Genomic DNA, 18405 nt, shown 5'->3' with positions numbered 1-18405 from the left:
GATGAAACGGAGCCGCCGATGACCGCCTCGATCGCCCTCAACCAGGAACTGGCCCAGCAGGTGCTGGCCGCCCAGCCCTTCGCGCAGCTGGTCGGCACCGAACTGACGGCCTTCGGCGACGGCGCCGCCACACTGATCATTCCGATCCGGCCGGAGCTCGGCCAGCAGTTCGGGTTCGTGCACGGCGGAGTGCTGGCCTACGCCGCCGACAACGCCCTCACCTTCGCCGCCGGGACCGTGCTGGGCGCGAACGTGCTCACCGGCGGATTCAGCGTCACCTACCTGCGGCCCGCCTCCGGCACCCGGCTGCGCGCCGAAGCGAAGGTGACCGGAAGGACCCGGCGGCAAGCCGTGGTCAGCTGCGAGATCTACGCCGAGACCGACGATTCCGAGCCGGTGCTGTGCGCGGTCGCCCAGGGCACCACCCGATCGGTGGAGCGCGACCTGCAATCCAACGGCGACTAGCTCATTCCACCTGTCGCGAGCTCGCGGCACTGTCCAGATGACGGGTGGGCCGGGCACGGTGTTCCGTGCCCGGCCCGCGCGGTCGGCTCAAGCGGACGCCGCGAACTTCGGCGCGTCCAGGACCGGTTCGCGCACCGGCTCGATGGCGTAGGCCAGGATGTCGGCCACGTCGGCGACGGGGCGGACATCGAGGGCGGCCAGCACCTCGGCGGGGACATCGTCCAGATCCGGTTCGTTGCGCGCCGGGATGAACACGGTCTTCAGCCCGTTGCGCTGGGCGGCCATCAGCTTCTGCTTCACGCCGCCGATCGGCAGGACCCGGCCGTTGAGGGTGACCTCGCCGGTCATACCCACATCCGCGCGAACCTGCCGGCCCAGCGCCAGCGACACCAGGGCGGTCACCATGGTGACGCCCGCGGACGGACCGTCCTTGGGCACCGCGCCCGCCGGGAAGTGGATGTGGATATTGCGGTCCAGGACCTTCGGCTCGATCCCGATCTCCTCCAGGTGCGACCGCACGTAGGTGAGTGCGATCTGCGCCGACTCCTTCATCACATCGCCGAGCTGCCCGGTGAGGGTGAGCGCGCGCTCGCCCTCGGCGGCATTGGCCTCGATGTAGAGGACGTCACCGCCCATGCCGGTCACCGCCAGGCCGGTCGCGACGCCGGGGACGGCGGTGCGCTCCACCCCGTCCGGAGTGAAACGCGGACGGCCCAGGTAGTCCTTCAGATCGGCCACGTCGATGGTCAGCGCACCGGACTCGTACCCCAGCTCGGGGTCATAGCCCAGATCGTCCGACTGTTGGGCCAGCCGCGTCGCCGCCTTGCGCAGCGCCTTGGCGACCAGCCGCTCCATCTGCCGCACTCCGGCTTCGCGGGTGTAGTCGGCCGCGATCTCGCGCAGCGCGGACTCGGTGATCGACACCTCCGCCGCGGTCAGCGCGTTGCGTTCCAGCTGCCGCGGCACCAGGAAGTCGCGCGCGATGGCGACCTTGTCGGCCTCGGTGTACCCGTCGACGGTGATCAGTTCCATCCGGTCCAGCAACGGGCCGGGAATGGACTCCACCACGTTCGCGGTGGCGATGAACAGCACGTCGGACAGGTCCAGATCCAGATCCAGGTAGTGATCGCGGAAGGTGTGGTTCTGCGCGGGGTCGAGCACCTCGAGCAGCGCCGCCGCCGGATCACCGCGGAAATCGGCGCCGACCTTGTCGATCTCGTCCAGCAGCACAACGGGATTCATCGATCCCGCTTCCTTCACGGCGCGCACGATCCGGCCGGGCAGAGCGCCCACGTAGGTGCGGCGGTGGCCACGGATCTCGGCCTCGTCGCGGACGCCGCCGAGCGCGACCCGGACGAACTTGCGGCCCAGCGCCCGCGCCACGGACTCACCGAGCGAGGTCTTACCGACACCGGGCGGACCGGCCAGCACCAGCACCGCGCCGGAGCCGCGGCCGCCGACCACCTCGAGTCCGCGCCGGGCGCGGCGAGCCCGCACGGCCAGGTACTCGACCATGCGGTCCTTGACCTCGTCCAGCCCGTGGTGATCGGCGTCGAGCACGGCCCGCGCCGCCGAGATATCGGTGCTGTCCTCGGTTTTCACGGTCCAGGGCAGTTCCAGGACGGTGTCCAGCCAGGTGCGGATCCACCCGGATTCCGGGCTCTGATCGCTGGCTCGCTCCAGCCGCCCGACCTCGCGCAACGCGGCCTCGCGCACCTCGGCGGGCAGGTCGGCCTGCTCGAGCCGGGTGCGGTAGTCGTCGGCGCCGTCGGGTTCGTCCTCGCCGAGTTCCTTGCGAATGGCGTTGAGCTGCTGGCGCAGCAGGAATTCGCGCTGGGTCTTCTCGACGTTCTCGCGCACCTCGTCGCTGATCTTCTCGGTCACCTCGGCCTCGGCGATATGCGCCTTGGTCCAGTCGATCAGCGCGGTCAAACGGGCTGCGACGTCCGGGGTTTCGAGGAGCTCGCGCTTCTGGTCGGCGGTCAGGTACGAGGCGTACCCGGCGGTGTCGGCGATGGCGGCGGGATCGTCGAGCTGATTGACGGCGTCGATGATCTGCCAGGCCTCGCGCCGTTGCAGCACCGAGACGACCAGCTTCTTGTATTCGGCCGCGAGCTCACGGGTACGCCCGTCGGCGGCGCCGGTCTCGACCGGTTCGGCCTCGACCCACAGCGCGGCGCCCGGCCCGGTGACTCCGTGGCCGATCTTGGCGCGCCGTTCGGCCTTGAGTACGGCGGCGGGTGCACCGCCGCGCATCCGGCCGACCTGTTCGATGGTGGCGACCACGCCGTAGGCGGCGTAGCCGGTGTCCAGGCGCGGTGCGACGAGCACCTGATCCAGTTTCGCCGCCCGCGCGGCGTCGATCGCGGCCTGCGCGGATTCGTCGAGTTCGATGGGCACGACCATGCCCGGCAGCACGATCGGATCGGTGAGGAACAGCACCGGCAGGTTCTGAGGTGTAGTCACGTCTTCGACCCTTCTGAAAGTTGAGCGATGTCCAGTCAACCCCGCCTGCCCCGGGTTTGTTCCAGCCGCCCGCCCACGTTCGCTGACAGCGAATGCGAGCGGTCGGTTTGCCGCGTCGCTCACCGCGAGCACGGGCCCGCTGACATATCGTTGAACGGCTGAGCCGCAGGTTACGGCCAGTTTTCTCCGGTTACCCACGCGATCGAAGCGAGCGGAGCGTCGAAGATGACCAGTGGCGTGCCACATGAAGATTGGGATCCGGAACCCGCATGGCGGGATCCCGCAGCGCGCATGGCGGATGTGCTGCAGATGCCGCCGCCGCAACGCCGGGACTGGAGAATCGCCGTCATCGTGCTGCTGGTGCTCGCCGCGCTGCTCGCTGTTCCGGCCCTGCTGGCCACGCTGGTCCCGGATCGCGAGACCGCGCAGCACGCCGACTCGGTCGTCGAGCTGACCGCCGCGGGCACCGCACCCGACACCATTGCGTTCTCCGGCGTCGCGGGCTGGGACCGCCGTCCCACCGGTGACAGCTCCGCCGCGCTGCTGACCCGCGACGACACGGTGCTGGCCGTGAATGTCGTCAACGGCGCGACCGATTTCGCGGACGCGGCCGCGTGGCGGCTGAAAGTCCTGGGCGTCCAGGGCTTTCCGGCCGAATGGGATCGTGGCTGGGAGATGTGGAACCACCACGGTTTCGCCGGACCGGCCTGCCACGGCACCGCGACCAAGGGCGTCTGCGCGATCCTCGGCAACCAGAACCTGGTGGTCACGATGGTGCTGCGCGGTGACGACGCCACGCTGGAGCAACTCGACACGATCGTCGACACGCTCCAGGCCGATCGGTCGTGAGCAGATCCCCGGTCTTCTGGGTCTACTGTCTGGCCCTGGTCACGGGTGCGGCGGGGCTGCTGATCCAGCTGCTGCCGGTGCTGCTGCTCACCTGGCGCGACAGCCTGGTCGGCGCACCGTTCGTCCTCGCGACCTTCCTGGTGTTCGGCGCGCTGATCCTGCATCTGGACCGATTGCGCGCCCACCACTGGATCTGGTCGGCGCTGCTGATGGGCTTCGCCTGGGGCGCGCTGGCCGGGCCGGGGATCGCCATGTGGGCCAACGACCACAATCTCGCGGTGATCAAGAACCTGGCCGGTGACGCCTTCGCCATCAACTGGCAGGCCGCGATCTCCGCGCCGATCGCCGAGGAGGCGATCAAGGGGCTCGGCGTGTTCACCGTGGCCTGGTTGTGGCGGTCACGCCTGTGGCGCCCGATCCACGGACTGCTACTCGGCGGCTGCACCGGCCTCGGCTTCCAGGTCGTGGAGAACGCGACCTACGAGGCGAATGTCGGACTCGGCGCGGCCCAGCCGAGCGCGGCCGACGCGATTCTGGTGGGCGCGGTCCGATTACTGACCGGGCTCACCTCGCACTGGATGCTCACCGCACTGGCCGGGATCGGCATCGTGGCTGCCGTGGCGCGGGCGGACTGGCCGATGGGCAAGCGGGTGCGCGTATTCACGCTGTTCTATCTGCTCGGCGTCTTCTTCCACTTCCTGTGGGATTCGCCGCAGCCGCGGGAGGGATACCCGCTCGGCATCGTGGCGCTGCGGATGACGGCGGCGGTGCTGATCTTCGCGGTGATCTACGCGGCGGTGGTGCGCGATGAACGGCGCTGGTTCCTGGCCACCGTGGCGACGGCGGTGGCCCGCGGCGCCGCGCCCGCGGAGGAACCGGCCACCCTGCTGACCCGGCGGTCCCGGCGGCGGGCCCGGCACGAAGCGGCCACCGGGCTCGACCTGCGGCGTCGTCAGATCCGGCTGATCGACTGGGTCCAGGGCTACGGCACCTATCTGCGCGCGACGGGCCGCGTTGACACCCCGGCGAACGCAATGAGACTGTTGGGGCCGTAACCGCTCAGGTCAGGCTGCTAGGGGGATCCCACGATGGCGACACTCGCCGCCGGCGTGTTCATCGATTGGGAACAACTGACCGGGCAGTCGAAATTCGTGGTCGAGCTGATCACGTTCCCGATCTTCAGCGCGCTGGCCGGCTGGCTCACCAACTGGACCGGTGTGCTGATGCTGTTCTGGCCGGTGCGCTTCCGGGGATTCCGGATCCCCGGCCTGTCGCTGCTGTACCCCTATTTCCCACGCCGGGTGCAGGTGCTGCCCACCTTCTCCGGTGACGGGCGGGAGTTCGGCTTCCAGGGTTTCATTCCGGCGCGCGCGGAGAAGATGGCCAGTATCTGCGTCGACAAGGCGCTCATGCGGATCGGCAGCCCGCGCGATTTCATTCATGAGCTCGATCTCCAGGGCATCGCGGACTACATCGCCGAGCTGGCGCGCGGCCAGGTGCGGCCGATCGTCGACGAGATCATGTACCGGGAGAACCCGGATCTGTGGCGCAGCGTGCCGCGTCAGGTCCGGCAGGTGGTCTATCAGCGCATCGAACGCGAGCTGCCGAGCCTGTGCGAGCGCGCCTTCGACACCCTCGGCGACAATATCGACCAGCTCATCGATATCAAGAGTTTCGTCATCCGGTATCTCCAGGACAATCCGGACATCCTGAAGGATCTGACCACCACCATCGCCGCCCCCGAGCTGAAGTTCATGGTCCGGATCGGCCTGCTGGGTGCGCCGTTCGGCCTGCTGATGGCGCTGTATCTGCATGTGCACCATGACATTCCGGTGCTCGGCTGGCTACCGATCTGGCTGATCGTACTGGCCAGCGCCGCGGCCATCGGCGTGCTCGTCAATGTGATCGCGGTCAAGATGGTGTTCGAACCAGGCGACCCGCAGCCGCGCTACAAGTATCTGTGGCGGCAGGCCCTGCTGGCCAAGCGGCAACCGCAGGCCGCGACGGATCTCGCGCATATCCTGGCCTATCAGGTGCTGACGCTGCCGAATCTGGCGAGCGAACTGCTGGATGGCCCCAACGGCGACAAGACCCGGCAGCTGATCGAGCGCCTGATCTCCGATGAGATCCACCGACAGCTGGGCCCGACCACGTCCATGGTGCGGGCCGCGTTCGGCAAGCGGCAATTCGACAATTTGAAGGTCGGTGCGGCGGGCGCGGCGGTCGGCCTGGCGCCGAGCATGATCGCCGACGAGGAATTCGCGCGCGAGCAGGCCAAGAAGATCGATGAGTTCGCCGCGCGCAAATTGCAGCAGTTGAGCCCGGGCGAGTTCATGGAGATGTTCTATGCCTCGATCGAGCAGGACGCCTGGCTGCTGTATCTGCACGGCGCGCTGCTCGGTCTGGTGGTGGGTGCGGCGCACCTGGTGCTTTTCGGTTGGTGAGCGGGGAGTTTCCCCGCCGCGCAATAACAAGCACGCATGCTTGCATTTTTCTCGGACCGCTGCGATGCTGAGCGCATGGCTGACCTCGAGGCGCTGCTGGGCGATTTCGCCGACGAATGCGCGGACCTGGAATCCCTGGTCGCATCGCTCGCCCCCGCCGACTGGACCCGGGCGACCCCGGCCGCCGGATGGACCATCGCGCATCAGATCGGCCACCTGACCTGGACCGACGAGATCGCCACGGTAGCCGCCGCCGACGCCGGGCAGTTCGCGGCCATGGTCGCCGCGGCCACCCCGAAGGCGTTCACCTTCGTCGACGACGCCGCCGAGGAAGCCGCCGCCATGGCCCCTGCCGATCTGCTGGCCCGATGGCGTCGCGGGCGGATCGCCCTGATCGAGGCGCTGCGCGCGGTACCCGCCGGGACCAAACTCCCCTGGTTCGGCCCGCCGATGAGCGCGGGCTCGATGATCACCGCCCGCATCATGGAGACCTGGGCGCACGGACAGGACGTGGCCGACGGGCTCGGCGCCACCCGCGTGCCCACCGCGCGACTGCGCAATATCGCCCACATCGGCGTCCGCACCCGCAACTTCGCCTACCAGGTGCGCGGCACCACCCCGCCCGAGGCCGAGTTCCGCGTCGAACTCGACGCGCCCGACGGCAGCGTGTGGACCTGGGGGCCGGAGGACGCCGAGCAGCGGATCACTGGCCCGGCCCTGGACTTCTGCCTGCTGGTGACGCAGCGCCGTCATCGTGACGATCTCGCGCTGACCGCGACGGGAGCGGATTGCGCGCACTGGCTGACGATCGCACAGGCTTTCGCGGGGCCCACTGGAGAAGGTAGAAAAGCCGGACAGTTCGACTGACCGGCCGGGCCCGAAAGCCTGGCCGTCAGCCACCCGGCCCCGATCGAACGTTCGGAGCCGACGAGCATCACACTTGGGTGCGCCGTTCGTGTCGGCCGGACGCCGTTGGCCGGGTGTCTCGATGTGGCAGTCGAGAATGACGCTCGTCGACTATCTCTCTATTTACCCGCTGGACGTGTACCAGAAACATGTCACGTTCATCTATTCGTCAACTGTGTATTCACACGACGTTCGGCGGGGCTGTGATCCTGCTCGCAGGAGCGGGCGAGGGCCGCCCCGCGGCCCGTAACCTGGACGGGCGTACGGCTTTCAACGATGCGGGCCGTGCGTCAGGGGAGATAAGGGGAGCCCAGGGAAGGGGAAGCATCGTGCACGCACACAATCCTGCCCAGGTCATCCGGCATACCGCCATTGTGTTCGCCGGAGCCGCGAGTATCGCGCTCACCGGCGCCGCCGGCGCCTACATCATGACTCAGATGAGCGACGTGCAGCGCAGCCAGTCCGCGCCACCCGCGCCGCAGTCCGACCACTACGCCACCGATTCCATCGACACCGGGTTCGCGCGGCCCGCCGCCGCTGTCGTGCTGACCGGCGAACGCCGCCGCCTGCCCGTATCCGCCGCCGGGTTCGCGCCGGAACCGGTGCTGCCGCAGGTCGTCTCGACCGCGCCGGCCGCCACCGGCCTGACCGGGACACTGCGCCTGGGCACCACCACCTATGTCGGTGCCCAGGTCGCGCCGGTACACAGCAATACCCTCGCGATCACCGTGGACACCAATGTGTTCTCGGCGCTGTCGGAGTTCCTGCGGTCCGAGGGCCTGGACGCGCAGGCCGGTGTCACCTACTTGCGCAGCGAGTTCGACAGCCGGGGCGGACTCACCATGACGGTGTCCGATCCGGCGATCGGCGAGCACGCGATCCAGTTGAACCGCACGCCGACACCGGTGCAAACCCCCGAGGCGCCGATCGCTTCGGAGACACCCGAGCCCGGTACTGGCACCATAACCGTGTGACACCCAGCTACGACTTCTGCGTGATCGGCGGCGGCATCGTCGGTGTCGCCACCGCGCACGAGATCCTGCGCCGCCACCCCGGCGCGAGCCTGGTTCTGGTCGAGAAGGCCGCGGCGCTGGCGACCCATCAGACCGGGCACAACAGCGGTGTCATCCACTCCGGCATCTATTACGAGCCCGGCAGCCTCAAAGCGGAGCTGTGCCGCCGCGGCGCGCGGTGGACCCGGGAATTCGCCGCTGCCCATGGCATTCCGTTCGAGATATGCGGAAAATTGCTGGTGGCCACCGATTCCGGGGAGCATCGGCGGATGCTCGCGTTGCACGAGCGTTCGGTCACCAACGGCGTCGAGGTCGAGTTGCTGGACGCGGCGCAGCTGCGCCGCCGCGAACCCCGGGTGACCGGCGTCGGCGCGCTGTTCGTACCGGGTACCGGCATCGTCGACTTCACGAGAATCGTCACCGCGCTGGCCGATTCGGTCCGGCGGGCGGGTGGTGCGATCGTGCTCGGCGCCGAGATCACGGCGATCACCGAGACCGCGGACGCGGTAACGGCGGCCGGACCGAGCGGTTCCTGGACCGCGCGCACGCTGATCGTGTGCGCGGGCCTACAGGCCGACCGCATGGCGCGGCTCGCGGGCGTGCCCGTCGATTTCCGCATCGTGCCGTTCCGCGGTGAGTACTACCAGCTGCCGCCGGAGCGAAAAGATCTGGTGCGCACACTGATCTATCCGGTACCCGATCCGAGCCTGCCGTTCCTGGGCGTGCACCTGAGCCCGACCATCGACGGCGGGTTGACCGTCGGCCCCAATGCCGTGCTCGGACTGGCCCGCGAGGGCTATCCGAAGGGCAGCGTGAACTGGCGCGACACCAGGGAGATCCTCGGCTACCGCGGGCTGCACCGCGTCGCCCGGCGGCATATGCGCACGGGTGCGCGCGAACTGCGCAACTCGCTGTTCAAACGCGGCTACCTGGCCGAATGCCAACGCTACTGCCCGGAGTTGACGCTGGCCGACCTCCAACCGCGCGAGGCGGGAATCCGGGCCCAGGCGGTGCTGCGCGATGGAACGCTGGTGCACGACTTCATGATCGAACGCACCGCGCGCACGGTGCACGTCCTCAACGCCCCCTCCCCCGCGGCCACCTCGGCGATGCCGATCGCCGAACACATCGTCGAGCAGCTCCGATCCTGAAGTCGCGCGGGGTTTCCCGGATCCCGGAAATAAAGAGGAGATCTGTAGTACTTTTGTCGCAGCCGCGGAATCGTCAACGTAGCTCGACGGAAGCAGTGATCTCGTGAGTACATGGGCAACTCGGGGAAGCGGGACCAGCCACCTCATCAGGTATGCGAGTGATGTCGGCGCACCCGTCGAGGCGGCGTTCAGCTACACCGAGAACCATGTCTTCGTGCCCGACTGGATGTTCGCGGTCACCGCCTTCGAACCGACCGGCGAGCTGGATCAGGGGCTCGGCGCCCGCTACGCCACCCGCGCCGGGTTCGCGCTCTGGCGGCCCGTACTGGACTGCGAGGTCACCGAATACCGCCGCAACGCGGTCATCGGCTATACCTTGCGCGGCGCGCTGCGCGGCACGCTGACCTTGCGCTTCGATCCGCTCGGCTACGGGCGTTCGGTGCTGACCTCGCAAGCGGAGTACGCTGCTTCGCGGGGATTCCCCGGCCGCCTCTGCGCCCGCCCGGTGGAATCCGCGGTGCGCTCGGCGCTACGCCGCACCGAATCGCAATTGCGAAGGGAGATAGAGGAATTCCACGGTACCGATCTTGTCGGCCGGATTGCGTAGGGTGCCAGCCATGATCATCGTGAGCACCGACGGATCCTGCCTCCGAAACCCCGGCGGCGCCATCGGCTGGGCCTGGGTCAATCACGAGGGCGGCGCGAACAGCGGGGGCGCCGCGACGGGCACCAACCAGATCGCGGAACTGCGCGCGGTATCCGAAGCGATCAGCGCCCATCCCGGAGCCGAACCGCTGCTCATCGAGAGCGATTCGCTCTACGCGATCAAATGCTCCTCGGAGTGGATCAACGGCTGGCGGCTCAACGGCTGGCGCACCGCCAGCGGCGGCGCGGTGAAGAACGTCGAGATCATCAAGCAGATCGATCGGGCCATCGCCACCCGCCCGGGACCGGTGCGGTTCCGCTGGGTACGGGGGCATGTGGGGAATTACTTCAATGAAAAGGCCGACGTGCTGGCTGGGGAAGCAGCACGAAAGGCGGCAGCGGCAGGGCCGAGCACCGACAGGACGCTGCCAATGGATGAACCGGTGGCCGACACGGCACCGGTGGCGCACCCGAAACCGGTTACGGCTCCGACCCCGGAACCGGCCACCGCGCCCGCGGCGACTCAGACCTTGACCCTGTTCTGACCGTCGAAAGAGCCCCCGGCTCAGTGGTACTGGGACCCACTGAGCCGGGGGTTCTCGCGTGTTGTCAGTTGCCCGGCTGCGGCTGCTGGTCGCCCGGTGCCGGAGCCGGGGTGGTCGCCTGCGGTGCCTGAGCCGTACCGGGCAGGCCGGAATCCGCGCCCTTGAGCATCGGGGAATCCAGCTTGCTGACCTTCCAGCGGCCGTCGGTGTGCTCGAGATCCGCGACGATCGCCACGTACTGGCGATCGGGCTCGGCCTTGGTGAAGTTGGTGCGGTACTGGGCCAGGGTGACCAGCACCTTGGCCGTGCTGGTGTCACCGGACTGGAAGCCGCATTCGACATTGTCGGTCCAGGACTTCACCTGCGCCTGCACCATGGCATCGGTCAGCGCCTTGGTGGCGTCGTCGAACTCCTTGAGGAAGTCACCGGTCGCGCCGGACTTCACCTTCGCGAAGTAGCCCTCGAGATCCTTGGAGTAGTCGTAGGTCGAGACATCGTTTCCGAACGTGCACGCGGCCTTGGTGGCGGCGTCCACGGCGGCGAGCTCATCGCTCTTCTTGCTGGCCTGTAGGTAGAACAGGGTGACCGCGGTGGCCGCCGCGACCAGCAGGATGCCGGCGGCGAACGCCGCGATGATCGGCACCAGGTTCGACGAGCCGCGCGGGGAGTCACCGAGGTAATCCGCGGCCTTCGGCACGGCGGCCTTGGGCTCCTTCTTCGGCTTGGCCTTCTTCGGCTCGGCCGCTGCCTGCTCGGCCTTCTCGACCTTGACCGTGGGCTCGTCGGCGGCTTTCTTGGACAGATCCGGCTGCGCCGTCACCGCGGCGGTCTCGGCCTCGACCGTCTGCTCGGTGTCGGCGTGATCCGTAGCCTCGATCTTCTCGGTGATCTCGGCGTCTTTATTGGTGTCGGCGTCCTTGGACATCGATACAACCTGCACTTTCCCGGCGCACGAAGCACCGATCGGCTAGCGGCTCACCTGGGCGAACCGTACGCGTAGCTGCGAGTATGCCCCGTCCGGTGTCGGTGGCGCCGGACGGGGTGTAACTCACCTCACCGGCGGCAGCGTCCGTTCGTTCGGATCCACGTTCGGCGGCATCTGCGCGCCGTTGTTCGGCACGTCAGGACGCGGCGCGGCGGCCGCGCCCCTGATCTGCTGACCCGGTGGCGGGTTCACGCAGTAGTTCCACTTGGGCATGGTGTTGTCCGAGACGATCTCGTTCCGGATCGTCGGGGTGTTGTAGTAGCAGGTCGGGCGCGGCCACACATCGATGATGGTGTGGAATTCGCCGTCATGGGCGGGCACACCGAGCGCGTCCAGACCCAGCGCCAGGGCCGGGAACAGCGCGCGCAACGCCGGCTGACGCAGCTGCGCGGCCTTGGTGATCGCCGCGAAGTTGGTGGCCAGGCTGGTGATCGGGTCGGCCGTCTTGTCCAGCACCGCGCCCAGGCTGTCGAATTGGCCGGGCGCCTGATCCAGGATCGCCTGCAGTTCCGCGTTGGCGTTGTTGAACTGGTTGAACAACACGCCCGAGTTGCTGGTCAGGGTGGCCAGATCCGGCTGCGCGTGCGAGGTGGTCTCGGCGATGGTGCGCAGGTTCGCGATCAGGTTGGTGGTCTGCGGCAGCAGATTGTCCAGACCGTAGGCGGCCAGGCTGACACCGTTGACCAGGCCACGTAGCTGATCCGGCCCACCGCTGAGCGCGATATCCAGTTCGGACAGGATGACCGCGAATTTGTCCGGGTCGACCTGCGAGATCAGGGCGGTGGTGTTGTCCAGCACCGACCAGACCGGGGTGGGTGTCTTGATCCGCTCGGCGTCGAAGGCGATCTTCTCACCATCACGCAGGTACGGTCCCTGGTCGCTGTCCGGACGGAAGTCGATGTACTGCTCGCCGACACCGGACAGGGCCTGCACCGCGATCCGCGTGTCCTGCGGAATCCGGTAGTCGGAGTCGATCTCCGCGGCTGCCGCGATCGACTGACCGCGGTCGGTCAGCTTGATCGAGGTCACCTTGCCGATGCGGTGGCCGCGCAGGGTGACGTCGTTGCCGGGTTGCAGACCGCCGGAGCGGTCCAACTGCACCGTGACCGTGTAGGTCTGGTTCAGCGGGTTGATCCGCATGATGCTGACCAGCAGGTAGGTGGCGCCGACCACCAACACCAGGATCAAGCCCGCATTGGATAGGAACAGCTTGCTGCGAAACAGCTTTCCGACTCGGCTCACCGCGGTGCACTCCCTACCCGGTTCTGGATCACCTGGAGCACCTGGAGGAAGCTGCCTGTGAAGTCCGCCATGTCCTTCAGGTCGAAGAACTTGCTGTTCGCCGGATCGGTCAGCAATCCGACATCGAGATTGGTCAGCGTGGCGGCGACGGCCAGCGACTTGCCCTTGAAGCTCGCGTTGGCCTTGGGCACGATCTCGTGCAGCTGATCCAGCGCGTAGCCGAACTTGTCACCGGTCGCGCCCAGCGCGTCCATCAGGCTGCGCAGGTTGACCAACAGGTCGCCGAGCTGGTCGCTCGAGGTGTTGGAGAAGTCGCCGAGCGCGGCGCTGGTGGTGGAGACCTTGGTGAGCAGATCGCCGAGCGCGCGATTGTTCTCGGCGATCGCGCCGATCATCTGCGGCAGGGTGTCGGCCACCTGGCCGAGCTCGTTGTGCCGGGACTCGATGGTCGTCGTCAGCGTGCTGAAATTCGCCAGCACGCCATCGATGTGCTGGGTGTTGGCGTTGAGACTGCCGACCACACCGGTCATTTCGGTGATCAGGTGGGCCAGCTGCTCGCCGCGGCCACCGACGATGGAGTCCAGCTCCGACATCAGCCGGCTCAGGCTGGCGATGCCGCCGCCGTTGAACAGCATGGAGACCGAGATCAGCAGTTCCTCGACGGTGGCGCCGGCCGAGGTCGACTCGAGCGGCAGCTTGTCGCCGTCCTGCAGCATCACCTGACCGGGCTCCGCCTTCGGCTTGGAGACGGCCACGAACACATCGCCGAGCGGGGTGGCCTGCCGCAGTTCTGCCGTGCTGCCCTTGGGCAGCTCGATGTCGTCGCGGATGGTCAGGTCGACCACGGCCTGGAAGTTCTTGGTCGTGATATTGGTGACGACGCCGACATCGGAGCCGCCGATCTTCACCTTGGCCTGATCGGGCAGGTTCAGCGCGTTCTCGAACACCGCCTGCACGGTGTAGGTGTTCGCGCCCGGCCCGGGTTTGGGCAGTGGCAGTTCCTCCACGGTGAACCCGCAGCCGGCGCTGACGCCGATCGCGGCCACCCCGGCCAGCGCCACGATCGCTCTGCGCGCCTTCAACATTCGCTTTGTCATTTCGTCAGTCCCAGCAGTGCGGCGGTGAGACCGTAGTCCGGCCCGAAGTCCTGCATATTGCCGGTGCGGCAGCCGTCCGCACGCATCTGGATCCGCTCACAGAACAGGCTGACGATCTCGCCGCTGAGCGCGGTGCCGATCACGGCGTGCAGGCGGATGAAGCCCTTCTCGCGGTTGACCACCAGGTCCATGTTCTGCAGCAGCACCGGTGCGACGTCGACGATTTCGGTCATGCCGTAGGCGTTGGCGCGCAACTGGTTGGTCACCGAGGTCAAGCCGGTGAGCGTGCCCGACAGCTTGTCCTGGTATTGCACGAACACCGAGCTCGTGTTGGCCAGGAAGTCGTTGATCTGCTGCAATGTCGCCTGCAGACCGGGCGCCTGCTCGGCGAGCAGACCGGTCATCTGGGTCATCCGGTCGCTGAAATCGCGCACGGACTGGTCGTTCTCGGCCAGCATCGTGGTCAGCTCGTTGAGCTTGATGATGATGTTGGAGACCGCGTCCTTGTTGTCGACACCGACCTTCAACGCACCGGACAGCGCGTTGAGCGTGTCGCGCATCTTCTCGCCGTTGCCGTTCAGCATCGGGTACAGCACCCGGCCGGACAGCGCGCCGACACCTTCCTGACCCGGCTCCGGCTTCAACGCGGCCGCGAACTGGTCGATGGTCTTGATCATCGTGTCCAGCTCGACCGGTGTGCGCGTGCGCTTCAGCGGCAGATGCTCGCCGTCGCCGAGGGTGTCGCCGCCGGTGTAGACCGGCGTCATCTCGATGTGCCGGTCGGTGACGATCGACGGCGAGATGATCGCCGCGATGGCGTCCTTGGGGATCTTGGTGCCGCTGTCGATGGACATGTGCACCTCGACGAAGGTGCCCTTGGGCACGATCTTGTCGACCTTGCCCACCTGCAACCCGAGCACGGTGATCGGGTTGCCCTCGTACATACCGGCGATGTTCTCGAAATCGGCGGTGATGCGCGTGGTGGTGCCGAGCGCGTCGTTGACCGAACTCGGCAGGATGGAGCAGCTGCCGATCGCCAGGGCGGTCGCGCCGAGCACGATCGCACGCCGCAGTCGCGGGTTGCTTACCTTCATCACTGGCACCCTTCGATCACGGCGGCCTTGCACAGCCAGTTGTCCGGGAAGATCCAGGGCAGACCGACCTCGGCGTAATTGCCGTTGCCGCCCCAGGTATTGGCCAGATAGCGCACCGAGGTGGGCGCGATCGACAGCAGCCGGTCCAGGTTGTCCTTGTTCTTCTGCAGGCCCTCGGCCACGGTGTTCAGCTGGTCCAGGGTGGGGCCGAGCTGACCGTCGTTCTCCGCGCCGATCTCCTGGAGCTGCCGGGTCAGCGTCGCGACATTGTCGAGCAGCTGACGCAGCAGACCCTGCCGTTCCATCACCCGATTGGCGATCGCCTCCCCCTGGGTGATGATCAGCAGCACGCTGTTGCGGTTGTCGGCGAGCAGCTGGGTGACCTTGTTCAGATCCTTGAGCAGGCCGTCGACCTCGTTCTTGCGCGCGTCCATCACCTTGGCCAGCGCGCCGACCGAGTCCAGCGCCTGAGCCATCAGCTCCGGATTGCTGAGTTCCTGGTTGATCAGGTTCAGCGACTCGTTGAGCTTCTTGGTGTCGAGCTGCTCGAACTTGGGCGTGCCGATCTGCACCACGTCGGCCAGGTTGTAGGGAACGTCGGTGTTGGACTTCGGGATCCGCTTACCGGGCAGCCCGGTGCCGTCACCGGGCTCCAGGTCGACGTAGCGGGCGCCGAGCAGCGTGGCCATCTTGATCGACGCGCGCGCGTCCGGACCGAGCTTCAGATCGCTGTTGACGTTCAGTTCCAGCAGTACGTGATCGCCCTCGATCTTCGCCCCGGCGACGGTGCCGACCGGCACGCCGGCCACGTCCACCTTGTCGCCGACCCGGATGCCGGCGGCCTGGGCGAATTCCGCCTTGACGGTCTGGTCACCGACGCCGAGCAGCCGGAAGGCACTGGAGGCCACCAGCATGACCAGCACCAGGAAGGCTCCGAGGACGCCGAGCCAGAAGTAGCGGTTGTTGTCGAATCTGCGCTTGAGCGAGGTCATCATGGGCGGCACACCGCCGAGTGGGTGGTGCCGAGGCGGGACATGATGCTCGGCAGGAACCCGCGTGGGAACAGCACACCGTACAGCGAGATGTCCAGCTCGCAGAGGTAGGCGTTGGCGAAGGTGCCCTCGGAGGTGAACACGCCCGCGTTGGCGAGGGCGGCGGGCAGGTCGACGGCCGCCTGGTCCAGCTGTGCGCCGGTATTGATCAGCAGGGTGAGCGTCGCGTGCGTGGAGCTCTGGGCCGCTTGGATCTTGGGCTGTACCTTGCCGATCATGTCGACCAGCGAGCTGGTCGCGTCCGCGATCGCCACGGTCGAGGTCTGTAGCGACTGGCCCTGTTCATAGAGCCCGCCGATCAGTGACCGGGTCTGGGTCACCAAGGTTTCCAATTCATCACCTCGTTTGGCCAACCCCTGCATCACTGCGGACAGGTTGACGATCACATCGGTCAGGATCACGTCGCGGCGCTGGAAATCCGAGGCCAGCGCCGCCGCTTGGGTGACGAACGCGCTCAGCGAGACTCCGTCGCCCTGCAGTGCCTGGATGAAGGTCTCCGACAGCCGGTTCACCTGTTCGGGCTGTAGCACCTGGAACAGCGGCTGGAAACCGTTGAGCAGGCCCGAGACATCGAAGGACGGTTCGGTGCGCTCGACCGGAATGGTGTCCTTGTTCTTCAGCGGCTGCGGTGCCGACGACTGGCCCGGCGCCAGCGCGACGTAGCGCTGGCCGATCAGGTTCTGGTATCGGACCAGGGCTTTGGTGTCGTCGTAGAGGGTCTGGTCGGACTGGACGATGAAGGTCACCTTGGCGTTGTTCTCGGTGTCCAGCTCGATCTGTTCGATCTTGCCGACGCGCACGCCCGCCATTCGGACGTCGTCGCCCTCCCGCAGGCCGAGGACGTCGGTGAAGACCGCCGAGTAGGTGCGGGTGTCGCCGGGCACGATGCGCGCCAGGGTGTTCCACACGACCACGGTGACCAGCACCGAGACGATCGCGAACAGCGAGAACCCGATCAGAGGTTTCTTGATACTCATCGGCTGCCCCCACTAGGAGTCACTTGCAGGGTTCCGTTCCTCATGATCGTGCTCAGCAACAACAGTTCCGACGATGTCGGCTTGCGGCCGAGCAGCTGCGTGATGGCGGCCTCGCCCTGGTAGGCGATGGGCGCCGCGGCCGGCTTGACCTCCGGTTGTTCGGCCGGAGCCGCGGGCACGGGCTGCGGGGCGCCGAGGCCGGGCAGCCACGGGAACAGCCCTTCCAGCGGCGTACCCGAGAACGGCCGGGTCGGATCCGGTTGCGCGGTCGGCGCGGGCACCGTCGGAATGGTCAGACCGGGGATTTCCGGCAGGCCCGGGATCGCGACGAGTTCGGGCAGGCCGATCGAGGATTCGAGCCGGCGCGGCTTCAGGTTCTCCGGCATCGGCGGCAGTTCCGCCACGGCCGGCGCGGTGGCACAGCTCGGGCCGGCCAGTTCGCCGTACCGCGGGCAGTCGGCGACGGTCCACGGCTTGTACGGCGTGAAGGTGAGCCCCGCGTTCCACCGCATCTGCTGCTGTGTACCCCAGGTGAAGGTGGTCTGCAGCTTCGCGATCGAGTTGCCCAGGTTCAGGATGGCGTTGGTGACCGACTGCGGATCCGCGGCCAGCGCTCCGAACATGTCGGCCGTTCCGGCGACGATCTGCTTGCCCTGATCGGGGTTTCGCGCGAACAGGTCGTTGACCTTGTCGACGGTGGAGCTGGTGCCGGTGAGCAGCGCGACCAGCTGGGCGCGGCGATCGGCGATGGTGCGCGCGGTCTGCACCGAGCTGCTGACCACGTCGAGCAGTTCCGGCGCGGACTGGTTCAGCGCGTGGACCGACGAGGAGATGTCGTTGAGCATGACGCCCAGATCCGGGATCGACTGGTCCACCGAGAGCAGCCAGCGGTCCAGGCGTTCCACGGTGGAGCCGGGCATCCGGCCGCTGCCGTCCAGCGCCTGCGACAGCGTGCCGAGCACCCGGCCGAATTGCACCGGGTCGATCTTGTCGAGCACCTTCTCGACGGAGGTCAAGGTGTCCTGCAGCGCGATCGTGCCTTTGCTGCGGTCCTCCTCGATCACCGAGCCCTCGCTCAGGAACTGGTCGGCGGGGCCGTTGAAGACCAGCTCGACCGAGGTGACAGCGAACAGGTTGGACGGCACCACGCGCGCGGTGACATTGGCCGGAACGCCTTCGGCCAGCTCGGGCTTCAGCTCGATCCGCACGTTCTGGAGTTCGCCCTTGGCCGCGACGTCGACGTCCTTGACCGCGCCGACCAGCACGCCGCGGAACTTCACGTCCGCCTTGGAGGGCAGGCCGTCACCGGTGGTGGTCAGCTGGGCAACCACATTCACCTTAGGCACGAAATAGCCCTTGTACCTTGCCATGAGGAAGCCCATGACCAGGGCGAAGACGATGAGTCCCGCCACACCGGCCAGCATCAGCTGCCGCATCGTGGGGCCGCGCCCACTCGGATCAATGATCATCTCGC

17 protein-coding genes are annotated in these 18405 nt (G+C 67.4%); 9 read left to right on the top strand and 8 right to left on the bottom strand.

Annotation, left to right across the window (positions count from 1 at the left end):
* Positions 1 to 18 precede the first annotated feature (18 nt).
* Positions 19 to 465: a PaaI family thioesterase gene (locus ACFVMC_RS06440; protein WP_379207408.1), complete on the top strand. Its 447-nt coding sequence runs from the start codon at positions 19 to 21 to the stop codon at positions 463 to 465.
* An 87-nt stretch (positions 466 to 552) separates the two neighbouring features.
* On the opposite strand, the gene lon is transcribed toward ACFVMC_RS06440, so the two are convergent.
* On the bottom strand, positions 553 to 2871 hold the full coding sequence (gene lon / locus ACFVMC_RS06435) for an endopeptidase La (protein WP_379207861.1): 2319 nt from the start codon (positions 2869 to 2871) through the stop codon (positions 553 to 555).
* A gap of 297 nt (positions 2872 to 3168) precedes the next feature.
* Between lon and ACFVMC_RS06430 the strand changes: the two genes are divergently transcribed.
* The 8 genes from ACFVMC_RS06430 to ACFVMC_RS06395 all read left to right on the top strand — a co-directional run bounded on the left by ACFVMC_RS06430 (position 3169) and on the right by ACFVMC_RS06395 (position 10484).
* Entirely contained in the window at positions 3169 to 3780 is a 612-nt protein-coding gene (locus ACFVMC_RS06430; RefSeq protein WP_379207406.1) for a hypothetical protein, read from the top strand.
* On the top strand, positions 3777 to 4835 hold the full coding sequence (locus ACFVMC_RS06425) for a PrsW family intramembrane metalloprotease (RefSeq protein WP_379207404.1): 1059 nt from the start codon (positions 3777 to 3779) through the stop codon (positions 4833 to 4835). The genes ACFVMC_RS06430 and ACFVMC_RS06425 overlap by 4 nt, the downstream gene beginning before the upstream one ends.
* A gap of 33 nt (positions 4836 to 4868) precedes the next feature.
* A complete protein-coding gene (locus ACFVMC_RS06420; protein WP_379207403.1) occupies positions 4869 to 6224 on the top strand; it encodes a hypothetical protein in 1356 nt (451 codons plus the stop codon).
* 75 nt (positions 6225 to 6299) lie between these two features.
* A complete protein-coding gene (locus ACFVMC_RS06415; RefSeq protein WP_379207401.1) occupies positions 6300 to 7091 on the top strand; it encodes a TIGR03084 family metal-binding protein in 792 nt (263 codons plus the stop codon).
* A gap of 368 nt (positions 7092 to 7459) precedes the next feature.
* Entirely contained in the window at positions 7460 to 8104 is a 645-nt protein-coding gene (locus tag ACFVMC_RS06410) for a hypothetical protein (RefSeq protein WP_379207399.1), read from the top strand.
* Entirely contained in the window at positions 8101 to 9294 is a 1194-nt protein-coding gene (lhgO, locus tag ACFVMC_RS06405; RefSeq protein WP_379207398.1) for an L-2-hydroxyglutarate oxidase, read from the top strand. Before ACFVMC_RS06410 ends, lhgO begins: the two co-directional genes overlap by 4 nt.
* A gap of 103 nt (positions 9295 to 9397) precedes the next feature.
* The gene (locus ACFVMC_RS06400) at positions 9398 to 9901 is read left to right on the top strand and encodes an SRPBCC family protein (RefSeq protein WP_379207396.1); all 504 of its coding nucleotides are present in this window, start codon (positions 9398 to 9400) and stop codon (positions 9899 to 9901) included.
* A gap of 10 nt (positions 9902 to 9911) precedes the next feature.
* Positions 9912 to 10484: a ribonuclease H gene (locus ACFVMC_RS06395; RefSeq protein ID WP_379207395.1), complete on the top strand. Its 573-nt coding sequence runs from the start codon at positions 9912 to 9914 to the stop codon at positions 10482 to 10484.
* A 64-nt stretch (positions 10485 to 10548) separates the two neighbouring features.
* Here ACFVMC_RS06395 and ACFVMC_RS06390 read toward each other — a convergent pair whose 3' ends face one another.
* The 7 genes from ACFVMC_RS06390 to ACFVMC_RS06360 form a co-directional block, all read right to left on the bottom strand.
* Positions 10549 to 11409: a hypothetical protein gene (locus tag ACFVMC_RS06390; protein WP_379207393.1), complete on the bottom strand. Its 861-nt coding sequence runs from the start codon at positions 11407 to 11409 to the stop codon at positions 10549 to 10551.
* A 123-nt stretch (positions 11410 to 11532) separates the two neighbouring features.
* Positions 11533 to 12711 (bottom strand): MlaD family protein, encoded by a 1179-nt coding sequence (locus ACFVMC_RS06385; RefSeq protein WP_379207391.1) that lies wholly within the window; start codon positions 12709 to 12711, stop codon positions 11533 to 11535.
* Positions 12708 to 13808 carry an MCE family protein gene (locus tag ACFVMC_RS06380; protein ID WP_379207389.1) on the bottom strand — a complete coding sequence of 367 codons (1101 nt, stop codon included), beginning with the start codon at positions 13806 to 13808 and terminating at the stop codon, positions 12708 to 12710. Before ACFVMC_RS06380 ends, ACFVMC_RS06385 begins: the two co-directional genes overlap by 4 nt.
* Positions 13805 to 14902, bottom strand: coding sequence for an MlaD family protein (locus ACFVMC_RS06375; RefSeq protein WP_379207388.1), 1098 nt, complete (start codon positions 14900 to 14902; stop codon positions 13805 to 13807). The genes ACFVMC_RS06380 and ACFVMC_RS06375 overlap by 4 nt, the downstream gene beginning before the upstream one ends.
* Positions 14902 to 15894 (bottom strand): MCE family protein, encoded by a 993-nt coding sequence (locus ACFVMC_RS06370; RefSeq protein WP_379207859.1) that lies wholly within the window; start codon positions 15892 to 15894, stop codon positions 14902 to 14904. The genes ACFVMC_RS06375 and ACFVMC_RS06370 overlap by 1 nt, the downstream gene beginning before the upstream one ends.
* On the bottom strand, positions 15894 to 16931 hold the full coding sequence (locus ACFVMC_RS06365) for an MCE family protein (RefSeq protein WP_379207387.1): 1038 nt from the start codon (positions 16929 to 16931) through the stop codon (positions 15894 to 15896). Before ACFVMC_RS06365 ends, ACFVMC_RS06370 begins: the two co-directional genes overlap by 1 nt.
* Complete coding sequence (locus ACFVMC_RS06360) at positions 16928 to 18400, bottom strand: MCE family protein (protein WP_379207385.1); 1473 nt, start codon at positions 18398 to 18400, stop codon at positions 16928 to 16930. The genes ACFVMC_RS06365 and ACFVMC_RS06360 overlap by 4 nt, the downstream gene beginning before the upstream one ends.
* Between the last annotated feature and the right edge of the window lie 5 nt (positions 18401 to 18405).

Origin of the sequence: Nocardia sp. NPDC127579 (genome assembly GCF_042672005.1) — a bacterium.
GTDB lineage: Bacteria > Actinomycetota > Actinomycetes > Mycobacteriales > Mycobacteriaceae > Nocardia.
The sequence above is the reverse complement of the archived record's forward strand: the minus strand, read 5'-3'. Positions and strand labels throughout refer to the sequence as shown.